Origin of the sequence: Palleronia sp. THAF1 (assembly GCF_009363795.1) — a bacterium.
Lineage (GTDB): Bacteria > Pseudomonadota > Alphaproteobacteria > Rhodobacterales > Rhodobacteraceae > Palleronia.
In genome coordinates this window covers 1,616,785-1,633,488 of record NZ_CP045420.1, presented here as the reverse complement: position 1 = coordinate 1,633,488, position 16,704 = coordinate 1,616,785, and the positions used below count along the sequence as shown (strand labels likewise).

19 protein-coding genes and 1 tRNA gene are annotated in these 16,704 nt (G+C 63.6%); 12 read left to right on the top strand and 8 right to left on the bottom strand.

Features of this window, described 5'->3' with window-relative positions; translation table 11 throughout:
• Nucleotides 1-114: 114 nt before the first annotated feature.
• Genes FIU81_RS08185 through FIU81_RS08175 form a run of 3 tightly spaced genes read left to right on the top strand, consistent with a single transcriptional unit; the run spans nt 115 to nt 2,994 of the window.
• Nucleotides 115-816, top strand: coding sequence for an SDR family oxidoreductase (locus FIU81_RS08185; RefSeq protein ID WP_124112523.1), 702 nt, complete (start codon nt 115-117; stop codon nt 814-816).
• On the top strand, nt 806-1,474 hold the full coding sequence (locus FIU81_RS08180) for an SDR family NAD(P)-dependent oxidoreductase (RefSeq protein ID WP_124112522.1): 669 nt from the start codon (nt 806-808) through the stop codon (nt 1,472-1,474). The genes FIU81_RS08185 and FIU81_RS08180 overlap by 11 nt, the downstream gene beginning before the upstream one ends.
• Entirely contained in the window at nt 1,468-2,994 is a 1,527-nt protein-coding gene (locus FIU81_RS08175; protein WP_124112521.1) for a cryptochrome/photolyase family protein, read from the top strand. The genes FIU81_RS08180 and FIU81_RS08175 overlap by 7 nt, the downstream gene beginning before the upstream one ends.
• Here FIU81_RS08175 and FIU81_RS08170 read toward each other — a convergent pair.
• The 3 genes from FIU81_RS08170 to FIU81_RS08160 all read right to left on the bottom strand — a co-directional run bounded on the left by FIU81_RS08170 (nt 2,991) and on the right by FIU81_RS08160 (nt 7,508).
• Nucleotides 2,991-4,976: a capsular polysaccharide biosynthesis protein gene (locus tag FIU81_RS08170; RefSeq protein ID WP_124112520.1), complete on the bottom strand. Its 1,986-nt coding sequence runs from the start codon at nt 4,974-4,976 to the stop codon at nt 2,991-2,993. The genes FIU81_RS08175 and FIU81_RS08170 overlap by 4 nt on opposite strands.
• Before the next feature lie 3 nt (nt 4,977-4,979).
• Nucleotides 4,980-6,122 (bottom strand): polysaccharide biosynthesis/export family protein, encoded by a 1,143-nt coding sequence (locus tag FIU81_RS08165; RefSeq protein WP_124112519.1) that lies wholly within the window; start codon nt 6,120-6,122, stop codon nt 4,980-4,982.
• A gap of 99 nt (nt 6,123-6,221) precedes the next feature.
• Complete coding sequence (locus tag FIU81_RS08160) at nt 6,222-7,508, bottom strand: capsule biosynthesis protein (protein ID WP_124112518.1); 1,287 nt, start codon at nt 7,506-7,508, stop codon at nt 6,222-6,224.
• Between the two features lie 134 nt (nt 7,509-7,642).
• On the opposite strand from FIU81_RS08160, the gene FIU81_RS08155 reads away from it, so the two are divergent.
• Nucleotides 7,643-8,245: a riboflavin synthase gene (locus FIU81_RS08155; RefSeq protein ID WP_124112517.1), complete on the top strand. Its 603-nt coding sequence runs from the start codon at nt 7,643-7,645 to the stop codon at nt 8,243-8,245.
• A gap of 128 nt (nt 8,246-8,373) precedes the next feature.
• Here the strand turns inward: FIU81_RS08155 and FIU81_RS08150 are convergent, their stop codons facing one another.
• Nucleotides 8,374-8,607 (bottom strand): N-(5'-phosphoribosyl)anthranilate isomerase, encoded by a 234-nt coding sequence (locus tag FIU81_RS08150; protein ID WP_254695871.1) that lies wholly within the window; start codon nt 8,605-8,607, stop codon nt 8,374-8,376.
• 107 nt (nt 8,608-8,714) lie between these two features.
• Between FIU81_RS08150 and ribB the strand changes: the two genes are divergently transcribed.
• From ribB to FIU81_RS08130, 4 genes are all read left to right on the top strand, one after another.
• A complete protein-coding gene (gene ribB / locus FIU81_RS08145; RefSeq protein ID WP_124112515.1) occupies nt 8,715-9,818 on the top strand; it encodes a 3,4-dihydroxy-2-butanone-4-phosphate synthase in 1,104 nt (367 codons plus the stop codon).
• Nucleotides 9,819-9,821: 3 nt separating this feature from the next.
• On the top strand, nt 9,822-10,325 hold the full coding sequence (locus tag FIU81_RS08140) for a 6,7-dimethyl-8-ribityllumazine synthase (RefSeq protein ID WP_124112514.1): 504 nt from the start codon (nt 9,822-9,824) through the stop codon (nt 10,323-10,325).
• A complete protein-coding gene (gene nusB, locus FIU81_RS08135) occupies nt 10,322-10,786 on the top strand; it encodes a transcription antitermination factor NusB (protein ID WP_124112513.1) in 465 nt (154 codons plus the stop codon). Before FIU81_RS08140 ends, nusB begins: the two co-directional genes overlap by 4 nt.
• Before the next feature lie 101 nt (nt 10,787-10,887).
• Nucleotides 10,888-11,124 carry a hypothetical protein gene (locus FIU81_RS08130; RefSeq protein WP_124112512.1) on the top strand — a complete coding sequence of 79 codons (237 nt, stop codon included), beginning with the start codon at nt 10,888-10,890 and terminating at the stop codon, nt 11,122-11,124.
• On the opposite strand, the gene FIU81_RS08125 is transcribed toward FIU81_RS08130, so the two are convergent.
• Entirely contained in the window at nt 11,099-11,863 is a 765-nt protein-coding gene (locus FIU81_RS08125; RefSeq protein ID WP_124112511.1) for a hypothetical protein, read from the bottom strand. The genes FIU81_RS08130 and FIU81_RS08125 overlap by 26 nt on opposite strands.
• Nucleotides 11,860-13,113 (bottom strand): hypothetical protein, encoded by a 1,254-nt coding sequence (locus FIU81_RS08120; protein WP_124112510.1) that lies wholly within the window; start codon nt 13,111-13,113, stop codon nt 11,860-11,862. Before FIU81_RS08120 ends, FIU81_RS08125 begins: the two co-directional genes overlap by 4 nt.
• A gap of 321 nt (nt 13,114-13,434) precedes the next feature.
• On the opposite strand from FIU81_RS08120, the gene FIU81_RS08115 reads away from it, so the two are divergent.
• Complete coding sequence (locus FIU81_RS08115; RefSeq protein WP_124112509.1) at nt 13,435-13,905, top strand: MmcB family DNA repair protein; 471 nt, start codon at nt 13,435-13,437, stop codon at nt 13,903-13,905.
• Nucleotide 13,906: 1 nt separating this feature from the next.
• Here the strand turns inward: FIU81_RS08115 and FIU81_RS08110 are convergent, their stop codons facing one another.
• On the bottom strand, nt 13,907-14,107 hold the full coding sequence (locus FIU81_RS08110; RefSeq protein ID WP_124112508.1) for a DUF6324 family protein: 201 nt from the start codon (nt 14,105-14,107) through the stop codon (nt 13,907-13,909).
• A gap of 104 nt (nt 14,108-14,211) precedes the next feature.
• Between FIU81_RS08110 and FIU81_RS08105 the strand changes: the two genes are divergently transcribed.
• Nucleotides 14,212-14,288: transfer RNA gene (locus FIU81_RS08105), tRNA-His, on the top strand.
• Between the two features lie 4 nt (nt 14,289-14,292).
• Here the strand turns inward: FIU81_RS08105 and FIU81_RS08100 are convergent.
• Entirely contained in the window at nt 14,293-14,604 is a 312-nt protein-coding gene (locus tag FIU81_RS08100; protein WP_124112507.1) for a DUF6476 family protein, read from the bottom strand.
• Here FIU81_RS08100 and FIU81_RS08095 point away from each other — a divergent pair.
• Both FIU81_RS08095 and rpoH read left to right on the top strand, forming a co-directional pair.
• Nucleotides 14,603-15,622: an RluA family pseudouridine synthase gene (locus FIU81_RS08095; protein ID WP_124112506.1), complete on the top strand. Its 1,020-nt coding sequence runs from the start codon at nt 14,603-14,605 to the stop codon at nt 15,620-15,622. The genes FIU81_RS08100 and FIU81_RS08095 overlap by 2 nt on opposite strands.
• 138 nt (nt 15,623-15,760) lie before the next feature.
• Nucleotides 15,761-16,660 (top strand): RNA polymerase sigma factor RpoH, encoded by a 900-nt coding sequence (gene rpoH / locus FIU81_RS08090; RefSeq protein WP_124112505.1) that lies wholly within the window; start codon nt 15,761-15,763, stop codon nt 16,658-16,660.
• Nucleotides 16,661-16,704: the final 44 nt, after the last annotated feature.

Genomic DNA, 16,704 nt, shown 5'->3' with positions numbered 1-16,704 from the left:
AGGAGTGCGCGGTGCGTCATCATGTTCGCGACCATATCGCGGCGTTCGCGGATGTGAACCCCCGAAATCACGCGAATGTTTGACGCCGTCGGCCTGTGGCATAGGTCGCGATCCATGAAACACGCCCTTATCACAGGCGCCGCGAACGGCATTGGTCGCGGCATCGTCCTGCATCTTCTGAACCTTGGCTGGTACGTCGCCGCGCTTGATCGCGACGCGGACGGGCTGGCCGCCCTGCCTGACCATGACCGGATGACCCGCCTGATCGCTGACGTGTCGGAAGAGGCCTCCGTACGCGATGCCGTCTCCGGACTGGAGGCGCTGGATCTTGTAGTCTCGAACGCCGGCCTCGCAGGCCCCGTCAGCGGTCCTGTTGAAGAGTTGGCTTTGTCCGATTGGACCGACTGGATCGGCACCAATCTGACGGGCGGCTTCCTGATCGCCAAACATACCACGCCGAAGCTGCGCGCCGCGAAGGGCAACCTGATCTTCATGACTTCCACCCGCGCCGAGATGTCGGAGCCGAACACAGAAGCCTACGCTGCAACCAAGGGCGGCCTCGTCGCTTTGACTCATGCGCTGGCCATCAGCCTTGGGCCCGACGTGCGCGTCAACGCCATCGCACCCGGCTGGATCGTCACCGGCGACCCGTCGGAACTGAGGGACGTGGACCATACGCAGCACCCCGTCGGCCGCGCGGGTGTGCCGCAGGATATTGCGCGCGCGGTGGCCTACCTAGCTGAGGCAGAGTTCACGACCGGACAGGTCCTGACCATCGACGGGGGCATGACGCGGAAGATGATCTATGCAGAGTAAGCGCGCGTTGGTGATCGGCGCATCGGGTGGTATCGGTCAGGCTATTGCCACCGAATTGCGGGACCGCGACGCAGAGGTGACAACCCTGTCCCGCTCGGGCGACGGGTTGGACGTTACGGACGAGGCGTCGATCAAAGACGCGCTCGATGGATTGGATCACCCCTTCGACCTTGTCTTCGTGGCCACCGGCGCGCTGACCTCTACACGCGATGCGCCCGAAAAATCGCTGTCGGACCTCGATGCCGAGGAACTGCTCGCCCAGATGCACCTGAACGCAATTGGTCCCGCGCTTATCCTGAAGCACCTCAAGCCGCATATCCCGCGAAAAGAGCGCTTTGTTTTCGCCGCGCTGTCGGCCCGCGTCGGCTCTATCGGCGACAACCGTCTGGGCGGCTGGTATTCCTATCGCACCTCCAAAGCTGCGCTGAACGCCTTGCTGCATGGCGCGGCGGTGGAAATCGCGCGCAACCGCAAGGAAGCGATCGTGACCTGCCTGCATCCCGGCACCGTCTCGACCAGCTTTACCGAAGACTACCCCGACCACGACAAGTTCACGCCCGACACATCGGCCGCCAAGCTGCTGGAAGTGATAAAGGGCCTGACGCCAGACGACACGGGCCGCTTCTTCGACTACGCAGGCAAGGAGATCCCCTGGTGAGCCGCCTGATCCTTGTCCTTGCTGACCAGCTGACCCGCAACGTTGCTGCCCTGCGCGACTACCGCGACGGCGATCTGATCGTGATGGCGGAAGTCTCGGACGAGGCCACCTACGTCCCCCATCACCCCCGCAAGATCGCGTTTCTTTTCACAGCCATGCGCAAGTTCGCCGCCAGTCTGCGCGAAGAGGGGCTGGCGGTCGCCTACACCACGCTTGACGACCCCGAGAACACCGGGTCGATCACCGGAGAGTTGATCCGCCGGGCCGACGAACACGGCGTGTCCGAGGTCATTGCCACCGAACCCGGCGAATGGCGGCTGATCCAGGCGCTGAACGACTGCCCCCTGACCGTCCGCCAGATCGAGGATGACCGCTTCATCGCCACCCACGCCGAATTCGAGCGCTGGGCAGAGGGCCGCAAGGAATTGCGGATGGAGTGGTGGTACCGCGAGATGCGCCGCAAGACTGGCCTGCTGATGGAGGGCGACGAGCCGGCGGGCGGCAAGTGGAACTACGACCACGACAACCGCAAGCCCGCGCCCGGCGAGATCGACTTTAGCGGTCCCATGCGCTTCACCCCGGATGAGACGACGGAAGAGGTGCTGACCCTTGTCGGCAATCGTTTCGGAAACTCCTTCGGCAGCCTCGACGATTTCTGGTTCGGGACCGACAGCGAACAGGCCTCCCGCGCGCTGACCCGCTTCATCAAGCACGCTCTGCCCAATTTCGGGGACTACCAAGACGCAATGATGAGCGAGGAACAGTTCCTCTATCACTCCATCATTTCGGTCTACCTCAACTCCGGGCTGCTCGATCCAATGGATGCCTGTCGTGCCGCCGAAGACGCCTGGAAAGCAGGCGACGCGCCGATCAACGCGGTCGAAGGTTTCATCCGTCAGATCATCGGCTGGCGCGAATACGTGCGCGGCATCTACTACCGCGAGGGCTCCGACTACGCGAAGCGCAACGATCTAAACCACAACCGCAGTCTGCCCGGTTTCTTCTGGGGCGACGACACGCAGATGCGGTGTATCTCGAAGACCGTGGAGCAGACCCGCACCCAGGCCTACGCCCATCACATTCAACGTCTGATGGTCACCGGGAACTTCGCGCTTTTGGCCGGCCTGAACCCGCAAGAGGTGCAGGACTGGTACATGGCCGTCTACGCCGACGCCTACGAGTGGGTAATGAGCGCCAACGTCATCGGCATGACCCAATTCGCGGATGGGGGGATCGTGGCCTCGAAGCCCTACGTCTCATCCGCCAATTACATCGACAAGATGTCGGATTACTGCAAAGGGTGCCACTACAGCGCCAAGAAAAAAACGGGCGAGGGCGCGTGCCCCTTCAACCTGCTGTATTGGCACTTCCTCGACCGCCACCGCGAAAAGTTCGAGAAGAACCCCCGCATGGCCCAGATGTATGCGACGTGGGATCGCATGTCCGACGAGAAGCAGACCACGATCCGCGATGAAGCCGATACCTTCCTGAACCGCATGGCGCAGGGGGCCTTGGTCTAGCGCCAAAGATGCGCGCGACTGGCCAGAAGCCCCTGCGCCTTTGCCAAGGCGCGGTTTGCGGGAGAGGGGCGTGGAACAGTGCCGTTTGCCAATCTGTCCGCGACAACCTCGGCCGGGCAGGGGCCGTTCGTCACCGGATCATGGTAGCGCGGGTAGGCGATCAGCGCGGCATATGTCAGCGCGTCAAGCGAAACGGTCGTGGTCCGGCGCGGGAACGTGCCGCCAAGATCGGTGGTCAGGCCCCACCCGGCATAGAAAGGCTGGCCGAGCGTCGTGACAGAAATTCCGCGCAACAGCGCCTCAAACCCCAGGGCAGAGGTCATTGTCCAAACCTCATTCACCACGGACAACAGCGCCGCCGGATCGATGCCGCGCAGCACGACATCGGCATCCGCGCCGTCGATGGCTCCGGGGCGCAGACCCGCTTCCACGTCCGGGTGTGGCTTGTACAGGATCACCGCGCCCGGATTGTCTTCTCGCGCCTTTGCCAGAAGGGCGGCGTTGGTATTCACTTCCGTGGTGCCCATTCGGATCGATGCGTCATCCTCCACCTGTCCGGGCACAAGGATGCGGTGGCCGCTCGGCAGGTCGGGAACGGCGTCGCTGCCCAGATTGTACTTCGACAATCCACGCGCGATCAGCCCTTCCCGCAGCCGCCGTGCCCGTTCAAGGTCCAGAGGCCCCAGCGTGCTGCTTTCGGCAATCAGCCGTTCCAGTCGCGAGGGGCGCGTGGGATCGTAGTATATGCCCAGATCATCGGTCACCAAGCTTAGCGGTGGCACCAATTCCGCGCCCAGACCGCGTGAGCGCAGAAACCCATCCTCGACCCGCAGAACGCGCCCGGTATGATCCGGCGTCTCCTTTCCGGCCCAGACCAGCAGGCCGCGATCCGCGTCGCGGGCCCTGGCTGACGCCTTCGCCGGATCATCTTCGAACACCAATGGCGCGACCGATCCGAATACTTTTTGCAGCGGACGCCGCTTCCACAGGCGCATCCCGGAAGCCACGTGGCCGTGCCGATCTTCGCGCCATGCGCGGGCTTGGGCCTCTAGGATATCGATGACCGTCTCCACTTCGCACAGGGCGTCGCGGAACGGATCGTACCAGACCGGGTAGTCGATCAGCGCGCCCGCGATCAGTTGCGCGCGTGTCAGCTTGCGTGACCGGCGGGGGCAGGGGGTCTCGTCCTGCGTCAGCCCCCAACCGCCGTAGAAAGGCTGGCCGAAGATACGCGGGCAATGACCGGCGAGGATCGCTTCGAACCCCAGCTGGCTCGAGACTGCGTAGACTGCTGTCGCGCCGTCGAGCAAGGCCCAGGGACTTACGGGCGCATCCACAATCTGCGTCTTGCCGTCCAGATCGCGATCCGAAAAATGGCCCGCGCGAAAGCCCTGCGCGGTTTCGGGGTGGGTCTTGATGACGATCCGCGCGCCGGGGTTCTCGATCCGTGCGAAGGCCAACATCTCGGCGAACATCGCTTCGGACGCGCCCGAATACGCGATAGAGGCATCGCCACGCGTCTGGTCCACCACGAGCACATAGCCGGGATCGGGCACGGGCAGAGCAGGATCGACGGCGCTGTATTTTGTCAGATGCGCGCGTTTCAGGCGCACGGCCAGCTGACGGGCGCGCTCCAGCGTGTCGGTGTGATCCAAGGGCGCGGTCGCCAGATGATGCTCCAGATCGGACGGCGCGCCGCTGTCGAAATGAACGCCGCGCCCGTCGAGCAACAGACCCAGAGGCGGCTCGCCCGCGCGGCCCGGATGCAGAGACCGCAGGAAGGCATCTTCGATGCGCAGAAGCCCCGCCCCGGAGCGGTGCGCCACCCATTCGCCGCGTCGGGCGTAGGGCGAACGGCCCCAGACGCCGATCCAGTCATCACCCGAAGGCCATCCCGTGCGAGCGGACCACCCCGCAAGCGTCAGAATGCGCCGCAATCGCGGGTTCAGGAAGCCGCCAGTATAGACCCGCAGGGCGGGCATGGATCAGTTGCCGGTGACGTTCGCGGTGGACGCCAGCGTCGTCGCCGCGCCGGTCGCACCTGTCAGCGCCGAAAGTGTCTTCTGCCACTGAACGTAGGGCGCTTCGGTGACGTATACGGTGTCTCCGTCGCGGATCGCGAAGTCGCGTGCTTCGAACATGCCGGTGGGGCGCGTCAGGTCGAGCACGTAGACCATGCGCTGCGTGCCGGTCAGATCGCTGCGACCCAGGACCTGTTCTGCGATCTCTTCCGGCTCGTTGCGGAACACGAAAACGCCGGTGGGATCGGCAAGGGCCGTGGACAGGCCGCCAACCAGCGCGATGGCCTCGATGGCGGAAATGGTCTGCCGGTCGAAATCGACGCGGGATTGCGCGCCGGTCGCGCCAAGCGCGGTAAACGCGCGGGCGTCCTGTTCGACAAGGATACGGTCGCCGTCACGCAGGGCGATATCGAAGCGCGGATGGGTGTAGATATCCTCGAACCAGACCTTTTCCTGCATGTTCCCGCGCGACACGGTCACCTGCGCGACCTCTTGCGGGATGGCCAAGCCACCGGCCTGGGCCAGCATTGCCGACAGGGTGCGGGTCGGGCGTTCGATGGGGTAGACGCCTTGTCCGCCGACACCGCCGACGACAGAGACAGTCGCCCCGTCACCCGCGACGCGGCGTACGAGCACCTGCGGATCGGGGGTCTGGCTGCCAAGTTGCTCGGCGATTATGCGACGCACCGCCTCGGGAGAGTTGCCCGCTGCGCGGATACGGCCCGCGTAGGGCACGAAGATGAAGCCCGCGCCGTCGACCTGAACCTCGTCCAGAACGGTGGCCGGGGCGCCTTGCGGCACAAGTAGGCCGTCCTCGACGTTTTCGTAGATCGTCAGTCCCAGAACGTCGCCGGGGCGGATCGTGTCGGACCCAAGTTGGCCTGCGTTCAGAAAGGCGCTGCTGAAGCCCAGGGCAGGGTAGACCGCCGTGGCCGTGGTCACGCGGCGATTGACGGACACGATAAAGGCGTCGCCGTCGCGCTGAACGGATCCTGCGAAAATCTCACGCTTGTTCGGGCCCACGCGCGGCAAGCCACAAGAGCTGAGAACGCCAACGGAGGCGATCAGGGCGATAGACTTCGCCCAGTGCGAATTCTTGAAAATCACGCTCGGTCTCCTCGAGCTGTATGTCTGCCTCGGGTCGTCTTATTTTTTTTCACGATACCACGGACCGCGCTAAAATCCAGCGTCTTTGACGCAGTGTCGCTATTTCACCACACGAAGTTTCTGGCGCGGCTGTGCCTGCCCGCGGGCGAGGGCCTCGTAAGGGTCATGCGGGGCGAGCATCATGTCCACCACCTGGCGCAGCAATTGCCGCCGTCCCGCGCTGGAATAGAAGCTTCCGGGGATCTGGCTGGTTTCCAGAAGATAACGCCGATAGTCGCGGTAGGCGCGTCCGTCCGGGCGGCTGGGCGTCTCGAAGAATTCGGCAAGAGGCTGGGTCGAAACGAACTGCGGCTTGGCGTAGACAGCATCCCCAAACACCTTGAGCGGTAGGCCGCGCCACAGCACTTGCTGGGCGGCGGTGGAATTCACTGTCACCGCAGAGCGCGCATGGTCCAGAAGCTGCGCCAACTTACCGCCGCGCACATAGTGAACGCGCTTGGCCACGCCCAACTCGGACGCGATACGCCGGATCGTGCGGCGCTGGTCGATGCGACCGTCTTCCAAGGGGTGCGCTTTGAAAACGAGGTGATGGTGTGCGGGCGCGCCATGGGCGAAACCTTCCAGCACGGTGCGCAGAAAGTCGGTGCCGGTTGTGAAGGGCGAGTGCTGCTGGAAGTTGCTGTCATGCTCCAGCTGAAGCAGGGCCAGGTGATAGGGGAAACCGCCGGTCTTGACGCGCCACGTGGCGATCTTGCGCTGCGCCCAGATCGCCGGGGCGAGCAGAAGTTTGCGCAGATAAAGCTGGAACTCGTCGCGCACCGTTTGGGCCCGGTGCGGGCGGAAGTTCGCGTAGCGCCCGTTCATCAGCAGAACGAAGGTATGGTAGGCTGCACCATAAAAGACGTGCTGGCGCATGTCGCCCCAATGGGCCGGGGCCTCGGGCGTTTCCGTCTCGGATCGGTCCAGCGCTGTCTGCATCTGTGCCAAGTCGGTGTCCATGAGGGCCGAGTTCCCGTTGGAGCCGTCACGCTCGTACGTCACCCAGTAGGGGCGCAGATAGCCTTCCTCGAACACATGGACCCGCAATCCGCGCGCCTTGGCGATACCCACGGCCTGCGCGTGGATGGGGCGCGTGTCGCCGTACAGGACGATGTCGGTAATAGCCTTGTCGTCCAGCAGGCCTGCCACGGTGTCTGGCCAGTCCTCGGGTGAGCCATTGTAGGGGATATAAGATGTCTTGTCCGGCCAGAACGCCTGATCGCCGCGGTTGAAGCCCACGCGCCAGACTTGCCCACCCGCAGCCGAGACCATCCGTCCCAACTGGCCGAAGAACGGCCCGTGCGGGCCTTGCAGGAACAGGAAAGAGCGGGTGTCAGGCTGTGCCATACTACGTCTTTTTCGCCGATTTCCGGGTCAGTTCAACATTCCAATGGGGCAATTCGATGGCACGGGCGACATTTGCGCTCTTGCCGCGCCACCGTGGGGGCGGCATCACGGACACCAGAAATGGGAGATCGGCGATGTTCACGGGATTGGTCAGCGATATCGGCAAGGTGTTGGAAGTCGAGCTGCGCGGCGACATGCGCGCGCGGATCGGGTGCTCCTATGACGTGGACGGGATCGCGCGCGGTGCATCCATCGCCTGCGATGGCATCTGTCTGACCGCCATTGCGACCGGGACCGATCCGCAGGGGTGGTTCGACGTGGAGATCAGTGCCGAGACCTTGGCGCGCACAAACATCGGAACACAGGGCTGGCCGGTGGGTCGGCGCGTTAACCTTGAACGCTCGTTGCGCGTGGGGGACGAGTTGGGCGGCCACATCGTATCGGGCCACGTCGACGGTGTGGCGCGTATCGTCGAGATGCGGGACGAAGGCGACAGCACGCGCTACACCTTCGAAGCGCCGGAGCATCTGGCGAAATTCATCGCCGAAAAAGGGTCTGTCGCGCTGAACGGCACATCTTTGACGGTAAACGAGGTGAGCGGAGCGCGGTTCGGCGTAAACCTGATCCCGCATACGAAGATGGTGACGACCTGGGGCGATGCGCACGAGGGCGACGCGGTGAACCTGGAAGTGGACACGATGGCCCGCTACGTGGCGCGGCTGGCTGAGGCGGGATAGGGATGTGTCTATGCCACTTTGGCGCAGGACCCGATCTTGCCCGTTAACATCTTTTTTTCGTAGCTGAGAAATCCAGCTACGAAAAAAAGTCGCAAACGGTACGGCGCACCGCCTTATGCACAATTGCATCAAACGACGACCCGCATCAGTCCGCGATGGCAGAAGATCACGAACTGGCCACCGCTTTCGACCATATGAAATCGTCGGCGCTTGACCTCTGCAATCAAGCGATCCCGTCCGATCTCTTTCTCTACCCATCCCACTGAACGCCTGACGATGGCGCCTTTCGCCACGGCCTTGGCCGAGAAAATGCGGTCCAGCCAGTGTGCGCTTGTCCGCGTGAAATTATGCTGCATATCCATAAGTCAGAACATAGCGGGAACGAATTACCAATTCGTAAACCACAAACAGCCAACAAGACGCAGGGACCCGCCTTCCCATTCCCGCCGCGCCCCGCTATCTGCGCTCCATGATGCATGACCACGATCAAGACGCGCTCTCTTCCATCGAAGAGATCATCGAAGACGCCCGCAACGGACGGATGTTCATCCTTGTGGATCACGAGGATCGCGAGAACGAAGGCGATCTGGTCATCCCGGCACAGATGACTACGCCGGACGCCATCAATTTCATGGCCAAGGAAGGCCGTGGCCTGATCTGCCTTAGCCTGACGGGCGAGCGGTGCGACGCTTTGGGTCTGCCGCTTATGGCCTCGCACAACTCCTCCCGGCATGAGACGAACTTCACTGTCTCGATCGAGGCGCGCGAGGGTGTCAGCACCGGGATCTCCGCCGCCGACCGCGCGCGCACCGTGTCCGTCGCCATCGACAGCGCCGCGACGCAAGCCGATATCGCGACGCCCGGCCATGTCTTCCCCCTTCGGGCGCGGGAAGGCGGCGTGCTGGTGCGCGCAGGTCATACCGAGGCGGCGGTGGACATCAGCCGCCTTGCCGGACTGAACCCGTCCGGCGTGATCTGTGAGATCATGAATGAAGACGGTACCATGGCACGCCTGCCGGACCTGATCGCCTTCGCGCAGCGTCACAATCTGAAAATTGGCACCATCAGCGACTTGATCCGCTACCGTCGGCGCAACGATAACCTTGTCCGCAACACCAGCGAACAGACCATCACCAGCGAGTTCGGCGGTGAATGGACGATGCGCGTCTACCAGGACGAAACGCATGGCGCCGAACATATCGTGCTGATCAAGGGCGACATCGCTGGCGACGACCCGGTGCTGGTGCGGATGCACGCGCTCGATCCCATGCTCGACGTGCTGGGCACCGGACCCACGGGTCGCGCGGATGAGTTCGCCGACGCGATGCGCGCTGTCGCGGACGAAGGGCGCGGCGTCGTCGTCCTGCTGCGCGACCTGACGATGAAGATCGCCGCCCACGATGAAGTCTCACCCCAGACCCTGCGCCAATACGGTCTGGGCGCGCAGATCCTGTCCAGCCTTGGCCTGCGCGACCTGATCCTTCTGACCAATTCGCCGCAGCCCAAGATCGTGGGCCTCGATGCCTACGGGCTGAACATCACGGGCACCCGCAAGATTTCACAGATCGGATAGACCATGGCCGGCCAGTCCCACTACACCCCGCCAATGCCCGAGTTCGACGACGCGCCCAAGGTGCTCATCGTCGTGGCGCCGTATTACAAAGACATTGCCGATGACCTGCTGGCCGGTGCGCGCGCCACGCTTGAGGCCGCAGGCGCTACGCATGAGACGATTGAAGTGCCCGGCGCGCTGGAGATTCCGTCTGCCATCGCGCTCGCCCACCGCACGGCCGATTTCGACGGTTACGTCGCGCTGGGCTGCGTGATCCGGGGTGAGACCACGCACTACGAGACCGTATGCAATGACAGCAGCCGCGGCTTGACGATGCTGGGCCTGTCTGGGGCTTGCGTCGGAAACGGTATCCTGACGGTGGAAAACCATGCTCAGGCTGCCGTTCGCGCGGGAGAGCAAAACAAGGGCGGTGGTGCGGCTGCGGCGGCGCTTCACTTGATCGCGATTTCTCGCAAATGGGTCGGCGGATCGAAGGGCATCGGGTTCAAAGCCAAGGACGCGGGATGACCGACAAGAAGCAAATGCGCTCTGCCGCGCGGCTGTATGCCGTGCAGGCCCTGTTCCAGATGGAGCAGATGAACGCCGGAGCCGACCGCGTGCGCGCCGAGTTCGAGGATCACCGCTTCGGCGCGACCTACGAAGAGGGCGAGTATGCCGAGGGCGACATCGACCTGTTCCGCAAGACGCTGGACGACGCGGTCACGTGGCAAGCCAAGATCGACCAGCTGACCCATACGGCGCTGGTGGCCAAATGGCCCATCGACCGGATCGACCCCGTGCTGCGCGCGCTGTTCCGCGCGGCGGGTGCCGAGCTGGTGGAAGGCAAAGCCCCGCCGAAGGTCGTCATCACGGAATACGTCGACGTGGCCAAGGCCTTCTTCCCGGAGGGCAAGGAATCGCGTTTCGTGAATGCTGTGCTCGACCACATGGGGCGCGCTGCCAAGCCGGACGCCTTCGCCCCGAAATAGGCCGATCACATCCGGGGCATACGACCTTTGTTCCGGGAACAACTGCCGACGCGGGATGTTCTGACTTCAAAGACACAAACTGTTTCTTGGGAGTTCAGATCATGCGTGCCCTTTTGCTTCACATCACCATCGGCGCGGCGGCTGCGCTGTCGTTCTTCGCGGCGCTACTTGCCTTCGACACGGGTGGTGTTCGCCATCTGGACACGCTGGGCCTGACGATCCTGTTCGGATTGGTTGCGATGTTCTTCCTGTCGACGCAGCTGATCCTGTCGCGTCTGTCACAGGACGATGTGGAAGAGCGTCGGGTGCGCGTCAGCTCTCGGGATCAGCGCCGGTAGTCAGCCGGTAGCGGTCCAGCTCTTCTTCGACGAAGATATAGATCGACTCCGGCGGTGTCGTCAGCGCGTGCTGCATCATCAATGGGTCGACCCCCATGTCGTCCAGATACGCCATGACCTGCCCCTGTCCGCGCTGAATATCTTTCACGGCCAGAAACGCGGGCAAGACGGTGCTCTCCCCAAAATAGTGCTGGTGAACGCCAAGCGACCCGTCGCGATCGACGGCCCGCGCGGCCCCGCCGACGAAGACGTAGGGGCAGGCGGACAGGCAGACATCGCCGGTCGCGATCCGAGTGCTCAGGCCCAGATCGCGCATTGCCCGCCCCAGATCGACGGCATCCATCACCGACCCGCCGGGCGAGTGTAGCAGCACCTCGCCCCCATCATCCAACCGCTCTGATAGCTGATCGGCGATCCGCACCGCATCGCCCGGCGCAATCGCGCCAACCAAGCGCAGCACGTCTCGGCCTTCGAACTCCACAGCGTTCAGCGTCAATCGCGACGGCATGTCCGGGGTCGCCGGGAAGGGGCGGTTCGGCACATCAGGCACGTCACGCGTCTGATAGCGGCGGGTCTGGTCGCCGGGCCGCACAGGCTGGTCCAGCGATGGTGCGCGGGGGGCGAAGCCGGGCGCACTGATGCCACCGGACATATCGCCCGCGATCAGCGCCACGCCAATCAGCAATTGCAGCCCGAAGATGCCCTTGATGACGGTGCCGGGAGAGAACCGCTCGCTCATTCGGCAGACCGCAGCGGTGTGGGTGCGGGTTTCGCAGGATCGGCTTCCGGGGGCAGGGCTGTTCCGTCAACCTCTCGCAAAGCCACCATCGCCGCGCGCAACTCTGCCACCGTCATCCGATCCTCGATCGCCACGCGATCCCGCGCGCCCCGGATCGCCGATTGCGTCACCATCAGAATGAACACCAGCACCGCAGGCAGCAGGTCGATGGCGATGGCACCCGCCCAGCTTGGGATGAAGTTGCCCGCATAGCGGATCACGGCGTCGGCGGCAGAGATCGGCGTGTAGACGACCTCCGGCGGCGGTTGCATCGTCTGCACAGCTTGCGCGGCAGCCGAAAGCGTCGCGGCACGCTGGCCCAGAACGGTCAGCACCGAGTCAATGGTCGCCTGCTGCCCCTGCGCCGTCTGTTCGGTTTGGGACAGGGTGGGCAGAACCACCGATTGTGCCAGATCGTTCGCGGCCCGACTGACCAGCGGCGCGACGGAAAGCTGCCGCAGCTGCGTGATCAGACCGGACAGGCGCACCGCATCTTCGGAAAACTCGACCGAGCGCGCCTCGACAGGGCCGGGTTCGACCGTAAGCGCGCGCATCCGGCTGAGGATCTCGTTACCTTCCGCAAACGCCTGCGCGACCGCTTGGCCTTGCGACGCGATCTGGGTCTCCAGCGCGGCCAGTTCCTCGGACTTTTGGCGCAGCACGCGGAATACGGCGCCGCGCCCGCTGATGCCGGATAGGTCGCCGGTTGCTTCCTGCTCTGCCAAATCCTCGAACGACTGCCGAACGCGTGCGACATCACGCTCCAGCGCCTGCGCCGAGATCGCGATCTCATTCGCCCCCTCCAGCGACGATTGGTAGTCCTGCACGGTACGCGCCAAATGCTGCTCGACAGCAGCAGACCCGGCCAGGGCCGCCGCATTCAACCAAGACGACATCGCGATGATGGCCAGCGACCCCAGCGCCATCGCGAACAACAGCCCCATGCGTGCGCTGGCGGTGCGCATCGCCGGAAGCAGGCGCATGAGGTAGGACCAGAAGACGAAGATGCCGACCGAAACGGCGATGGAATAGGCAAGGGCGGCGAAGACCGACAGCGCACCGGTCTGATCCAGTAGCGACGAGACGCCGAGGTAGGTATAGATGCCGGACGCCGCCGACAGAACGCCCAAGGCCGCGCCGGAGAACGTATCCAACCACGTCAGGTGGCCTTCAAGCTCGCGCACTTGGCGCGGATCGACCGCATCGTTCATCTAGTCATCCCTCATCCGTCCCGCCAAACTATGTAGGGCGCGGGAGTGATTGCCAAATCACGCAGATGTGGGTGGAAGCGGCGGGACCACCGCAAACGTGGGGTCTACAAATTCCCGAGGACCTGTATGTACAGGTGGGAGCCAGGTTACAGAACCACGGTCCTGCAAGAGCCAGCCCCCTCGGAAATGCTTAAGGCCACCGGAATTTCCCCTACACTGGAAGGGCAGTACCCGCCTGTTACTGCACCTAAGCGGGGGGAGGGGGTCTGACAAGGGGCCGAGTCTCTTGATTTACGTTTACCTTTTGTTCACAGTGCCGCCATGCCCGATGATGCTTTTGGTTCAGAGTTTGAAATCCGCCCACGACCGGGCCAGCTGTTACAACGCGGCGTGTCGCGTGCGCTGATCTCACACGGGTTCGTCAGTGTAGAGGAACTGGTGCCAGCCCCCGGTCTGCGCGTCGATGTGATGGCGCTGGGACCAAAGGGCGAGATATGGATTGTCGAGTGCAAGTCCTGCCGTGCCGACTTTCAGGGCGATTCCAAGTGGCAGGGCTATCTGGATTGGTGCGACCGCTACTTCTGGGCGGTCGATTCGGACTTCCCGACCGACCTGCTGCCCGAAGACCACGGCTTGATGATCGCCGACGCCTATGACGCCGAAATCCTGCGCATGGCCCCCGAAACCAAGCTTGCGCCCGCCAGACGCAAGGCCATCACGCGCACCTTCGCCGTCCATGCCGCGCGCCGTTTGCACGCTTTGCGCGATCCCGGTGCGGGGCAGGCGTGGTAGCCTAGCGCTTGCGCTTCGCCATCGCGCGCGCCCCTTGCGCGGCCGCCCGGATTTCTTCTGCGATCTCTTCCGCTTCTTCGGGATCGAAGTCCATCGGAACCTCGACGCCGCCTTCGGCCTCGATATACAGCCTTACGAAGCCCGCGTCGGTCGGTCCGATTTGCAGGTTTGCGGTCGTGTCAGAGGGATCGTTGATGCCCATGGGGATGCTCCTGAATATTAGCCCCGACTACGCCGAGACAACGCACATCGCAACCCGCTGGCCCCTTGCATCCCCAGCCGCCCTTCGCTAAATCGCGCCCGTGTGCCGCCGTAGCTCAGTAGGTTAGAGCGCCTGATTGTGGATCAGGAGGTCCCCCGTTCGAGCCGGGGCGGTGGTACCACCACTCACTCTTTCGACAGTTCTATCCGTTGACGCAGGCGCGTGCCGTTCGCGTCGAAGATCAGGATCTCTCCGCCATCCGTCACCACCGCCACGAATCCGCGACCGCGCGTGATGGCAGAGACCGTCTCGCCCTCTGGCAGTGCTAGAGCGTTCGGCAACTCGGCGATGGGTTGCGGAAAGCGCGTCGCGAACAGCCAGATCAGCGTCACCATTCCCGCAAGCATGGTTGCGGTCAGCGCGATCACCAGCCATTTCAGGACGATCAGCGCCGTATCCCGCGGCGCCGCCACGTCTGGATCGAGAGGGTCGTTCATGGGCCAGCGTCGCCTTTCCGTCACCATCGGGGCCGATCCGCCCCCGCGTCTGGATAAGGCACTCGCCCGAGACGTGCCAGAGGACGCGCATCTGTCGCGGTCCCGCATCGCCCGGCTGATCGAGGATGGCGCCGTGGCGCGCGACGGAGCGGCCCTGACCTCGGCCAAGGCGCGCGTGGCAGAGGGCGACGTGATCGAGATCGCCGTGCCGATTGAAGCGGAAACCCACATGCTGCCAGAGGATATTCCGCTGGATATCGTGCATGAGGACGACGACCTGATCGTGGTGAACAAGCCCGCAGGCATGGTGGTGCATCCGGCCCCCGGCAGCCCGTCCGGTACGCTGGTCAACGCGCTTTTGCACCATTTCGGCGACACCCTGTCCGGGGTCGGCGGCGAAAAGCGCCCCGGCATCGTGCACCGCATCGACAAGGATACCAGCGGCCTGCTTGTTGTCGCGAAGACCGACCGCGCCCACCATGCGCTCGCCGCGCAATTCGCCGCCCATACCGTTGGACGGGAGTATCGCGCCCTGTGCCACGGCGTCCCGTCGCCGGGCGATCCGCGCCTCATGGGCACGCGAGGGGTAAGCGCAGAGGACGGTGGCGTAATCCGCATCACCACGCGCCTGAACCGCCATCCGTCGGACCGTCAGCGGCAGGCGGTGACGTTCGAGGGCGGGCGCCATGCCGTCACACGGATCACCGTGCTGGAAAAATATCAGTCCGTGGCCCTGGTCTCGTGCCGTCTGGAAACGGGGCGGACGCATCAGATCAGGGTGCACATGCGCCACGTCGGCCATGCCCTGGTCGGCGATCCAGTTTATGGCGGTAGCCGCACGGCCTCTGTGCGGATCGGCCCGAATGCCGCGCGTGCCGTGAACGCCTTTCCCCGGCAGGCGCTACATGCGACAACGCTGGGGTTCACCCACCCGAACGGTGAAGAAATGTTGTTTACCAGTGATTTGCCGCGCGATCTTGGGGCTTTGGTTGAGCTTCTGCCTGACACAACCCTGTGAATCACCTGAACGATTGACGCAGCCATGAACCCCGATGCGCTCATGATCCGTTAGGGAATTGAATGTATGAACACTTGAACTGAACCGATCAGTTCACCAAATATGCGTCAGGGTCACGATGGCCCGACAGGAGGTCCTATGGCAACATACGCAAATCTTCCGGCACCAAGCCCAGAGCAGGGCCTGAACCGTTATATGCAGGAAATTCGCAAGTTTCCGATGCTGGAGCCGGATCAGGAATACATGCTCGCAAAGCGTTGGGTCGAGCATGAGGATACCGATGCCGCGCACCAGCTTGTTACGTCACACCTGCGCCTCGCGGCCAAGATCGCGATGGGATATCGCGGTTACGGTCTTCCGCAGGCAGAGGTGATTTCCGAGGCCAACGTTGGCCTGATGCAGGCGGTCAAGAAGTTCGACCCCGAAAAGGGCTTCCGGCTGGCGACCTACGCGATGTGGTGGATCCGCGCGAGTATTCAGGAATACGTCCTGCGGTCTTGGTCCATGGTCAAACTGGGCACGACCAGCGCGCAGAAGAAATTGTTCTTCAACTTGCGCAAAGCGAAGGCTCGTCTAGGCGCGATGGAAGAGGGCGACTTGCGCCCCGAAAACGTCAAGCAGATCGCCACCGATCTGGGCGTGACCGAGGCTGAAGTGATCTCGATGAACCGTCGCATGGCGGGTTCGGACGCATCGCTAAACGCGACGATTTCGGCCGATGGTGAAGGGTCCGCGCAGTGGCAAGACTGGCTAGAGGATGAGGGCGCCGACCAGGCCGGTGACTACGCCGAGCGCAACGAGCTTGAGACGCGCCGCGCCCTGCTCACGCAGGCGATGGATGTTCTGAACGACCGTGAGAAGGATATCCTAGAGCAGCGCCGTCTGAAGGATCAGCCGGTCACGCTAGAGGAGCTGTCGGGCGTCTACGACGTCAGTCGCGAGCGCATTCGTCAGATCGAGGTGCGCGCGTTCGACAAGCTCCAAAAGCGCATGACCGAACTCGCAGCCGACAAGGGTATGATGGAAGAAGAGGCGTAGCCGTCATCGGCATCGCGCCCTAGTCTCTCCCCGATAAAGGGGAG

Bases quoted from the DNA above. Each gene is read 5' to 3' on its own strand.
- FIU81_RS08185 (WP_124112523.1), top strand. From the start codon at position 115: ATGAAACACGCCCTTATCACAGGCGCCGCGAACGGCATTGGTCGCGGC.
- FIU81_RS08180 (WP_124112522.1), top strand. From the start codon at position 806: ATGCAGAGTAAGCGCGCGTTGGTGATCGGCGCATCGGGTGGTATCGGT.
- FIU81_RS08170 (WP_124112520.1), bottom strand. From the start codon at position 4,976: ATGCCCGCCCTGCGGGTCTATACTGGCGGCTTCCTGAACCCGCGATTG.
- FIU81_RS08160 (WP_124112518.1), bottom strand. From the start codon at position 7,508: ATGGCACAGCCTGACACCCGCTCTTTCCTGTTCCTGCAAGGCCCGCAC.
- FIU81_RS08155 (WP_124112517.1), top strand. From the start codon at position 7,643: ATGTTCACGGGATTGGTCAGCGATATCGGCAAGGTGTTGGAAGTCGAG.
- FIU81_RS08150 (WP_254695871.1), bottom strand. From the start codon at position 8,607: ATGGATATGCAGCATAATTTCACGCGGACAAGCGCACACTGGCTGGAC.
- ribB (WP_124112515.1), top strand. From the start codon at position 8,715: ATGATGCATGACCACGATCAAGACGCGCTCTCTTCCATCGAAGAGATC.
- FIU81_RS08140 (WP_124112514.1), top strand. From the start codon at position 9,822: ATGGCCGGCCAGTCCCACTACACCCCGCCAATGCCCGAGTTCGACGAC.
- nusB (WP_124112513.1), top strand. From the start codon at position 10,322: ATGACCGACAAGAAGCAAATGCGCTCTGCCGCGCGGCTGTATGCCGTG.
- FIU81_RS08130 (WP_124112512.1), top strand. From the start codon at position 10,888: ATGCGTGCCCTTTTGCTTCACATCACCATCGGCGCGGCGGCTGCGCTG.
- FIU81_RS08125 (WP_124112511.1), bottom strand. From the start codon at position 11,863: ATGAGCGAGCGGTTCTCTCCCGGCACCGTCATCAAGGGCATCTTCGGG.
- FIU81_RS08120 (WP_124112510.1), bottom strand. From the start codon at position 13,113: ATGAACGATGCGGTCGATCCGCGCCAAGTGCGCGAGCTTGAAGGCCAC.
- FIU81_RS08115 (WP_124112509.1), top strand. From the start codon at position 13,435: ATGCCCGATGATGCTTTTGGTTCAGAGTTTGAAATCCGCCCACGACCG.
- FIU81_RS08110 (WP_124112508.1), bottom strand. From the start codon at position 14,107: ATGGGCATCAACGATCCCTCTGACACGACCGCAAACCTGCAAATCGGA.
- FIU81_RS08095 (WP_124112506.1), top strand. From the start codon at position 14,603: ATGGGCCAGCGTCGCCTTTCCGTCACCATCGGGGCCGATCCGCCCCCG.
- FIU81_RS08100 (WP_124112507.1), bottom strand. From the start codon at position 14,604: ATGAACGACCCTCTCGATCCAGACGTGGCGGCGCCGCGGGATACGGCG.
- rpoH (WP_124112505.1), top strand. From the start codon at position 15,761: ATGGCAACATACGCAAATCTTCCGGCACCAAGCCCAGAGCAGGGCCTG.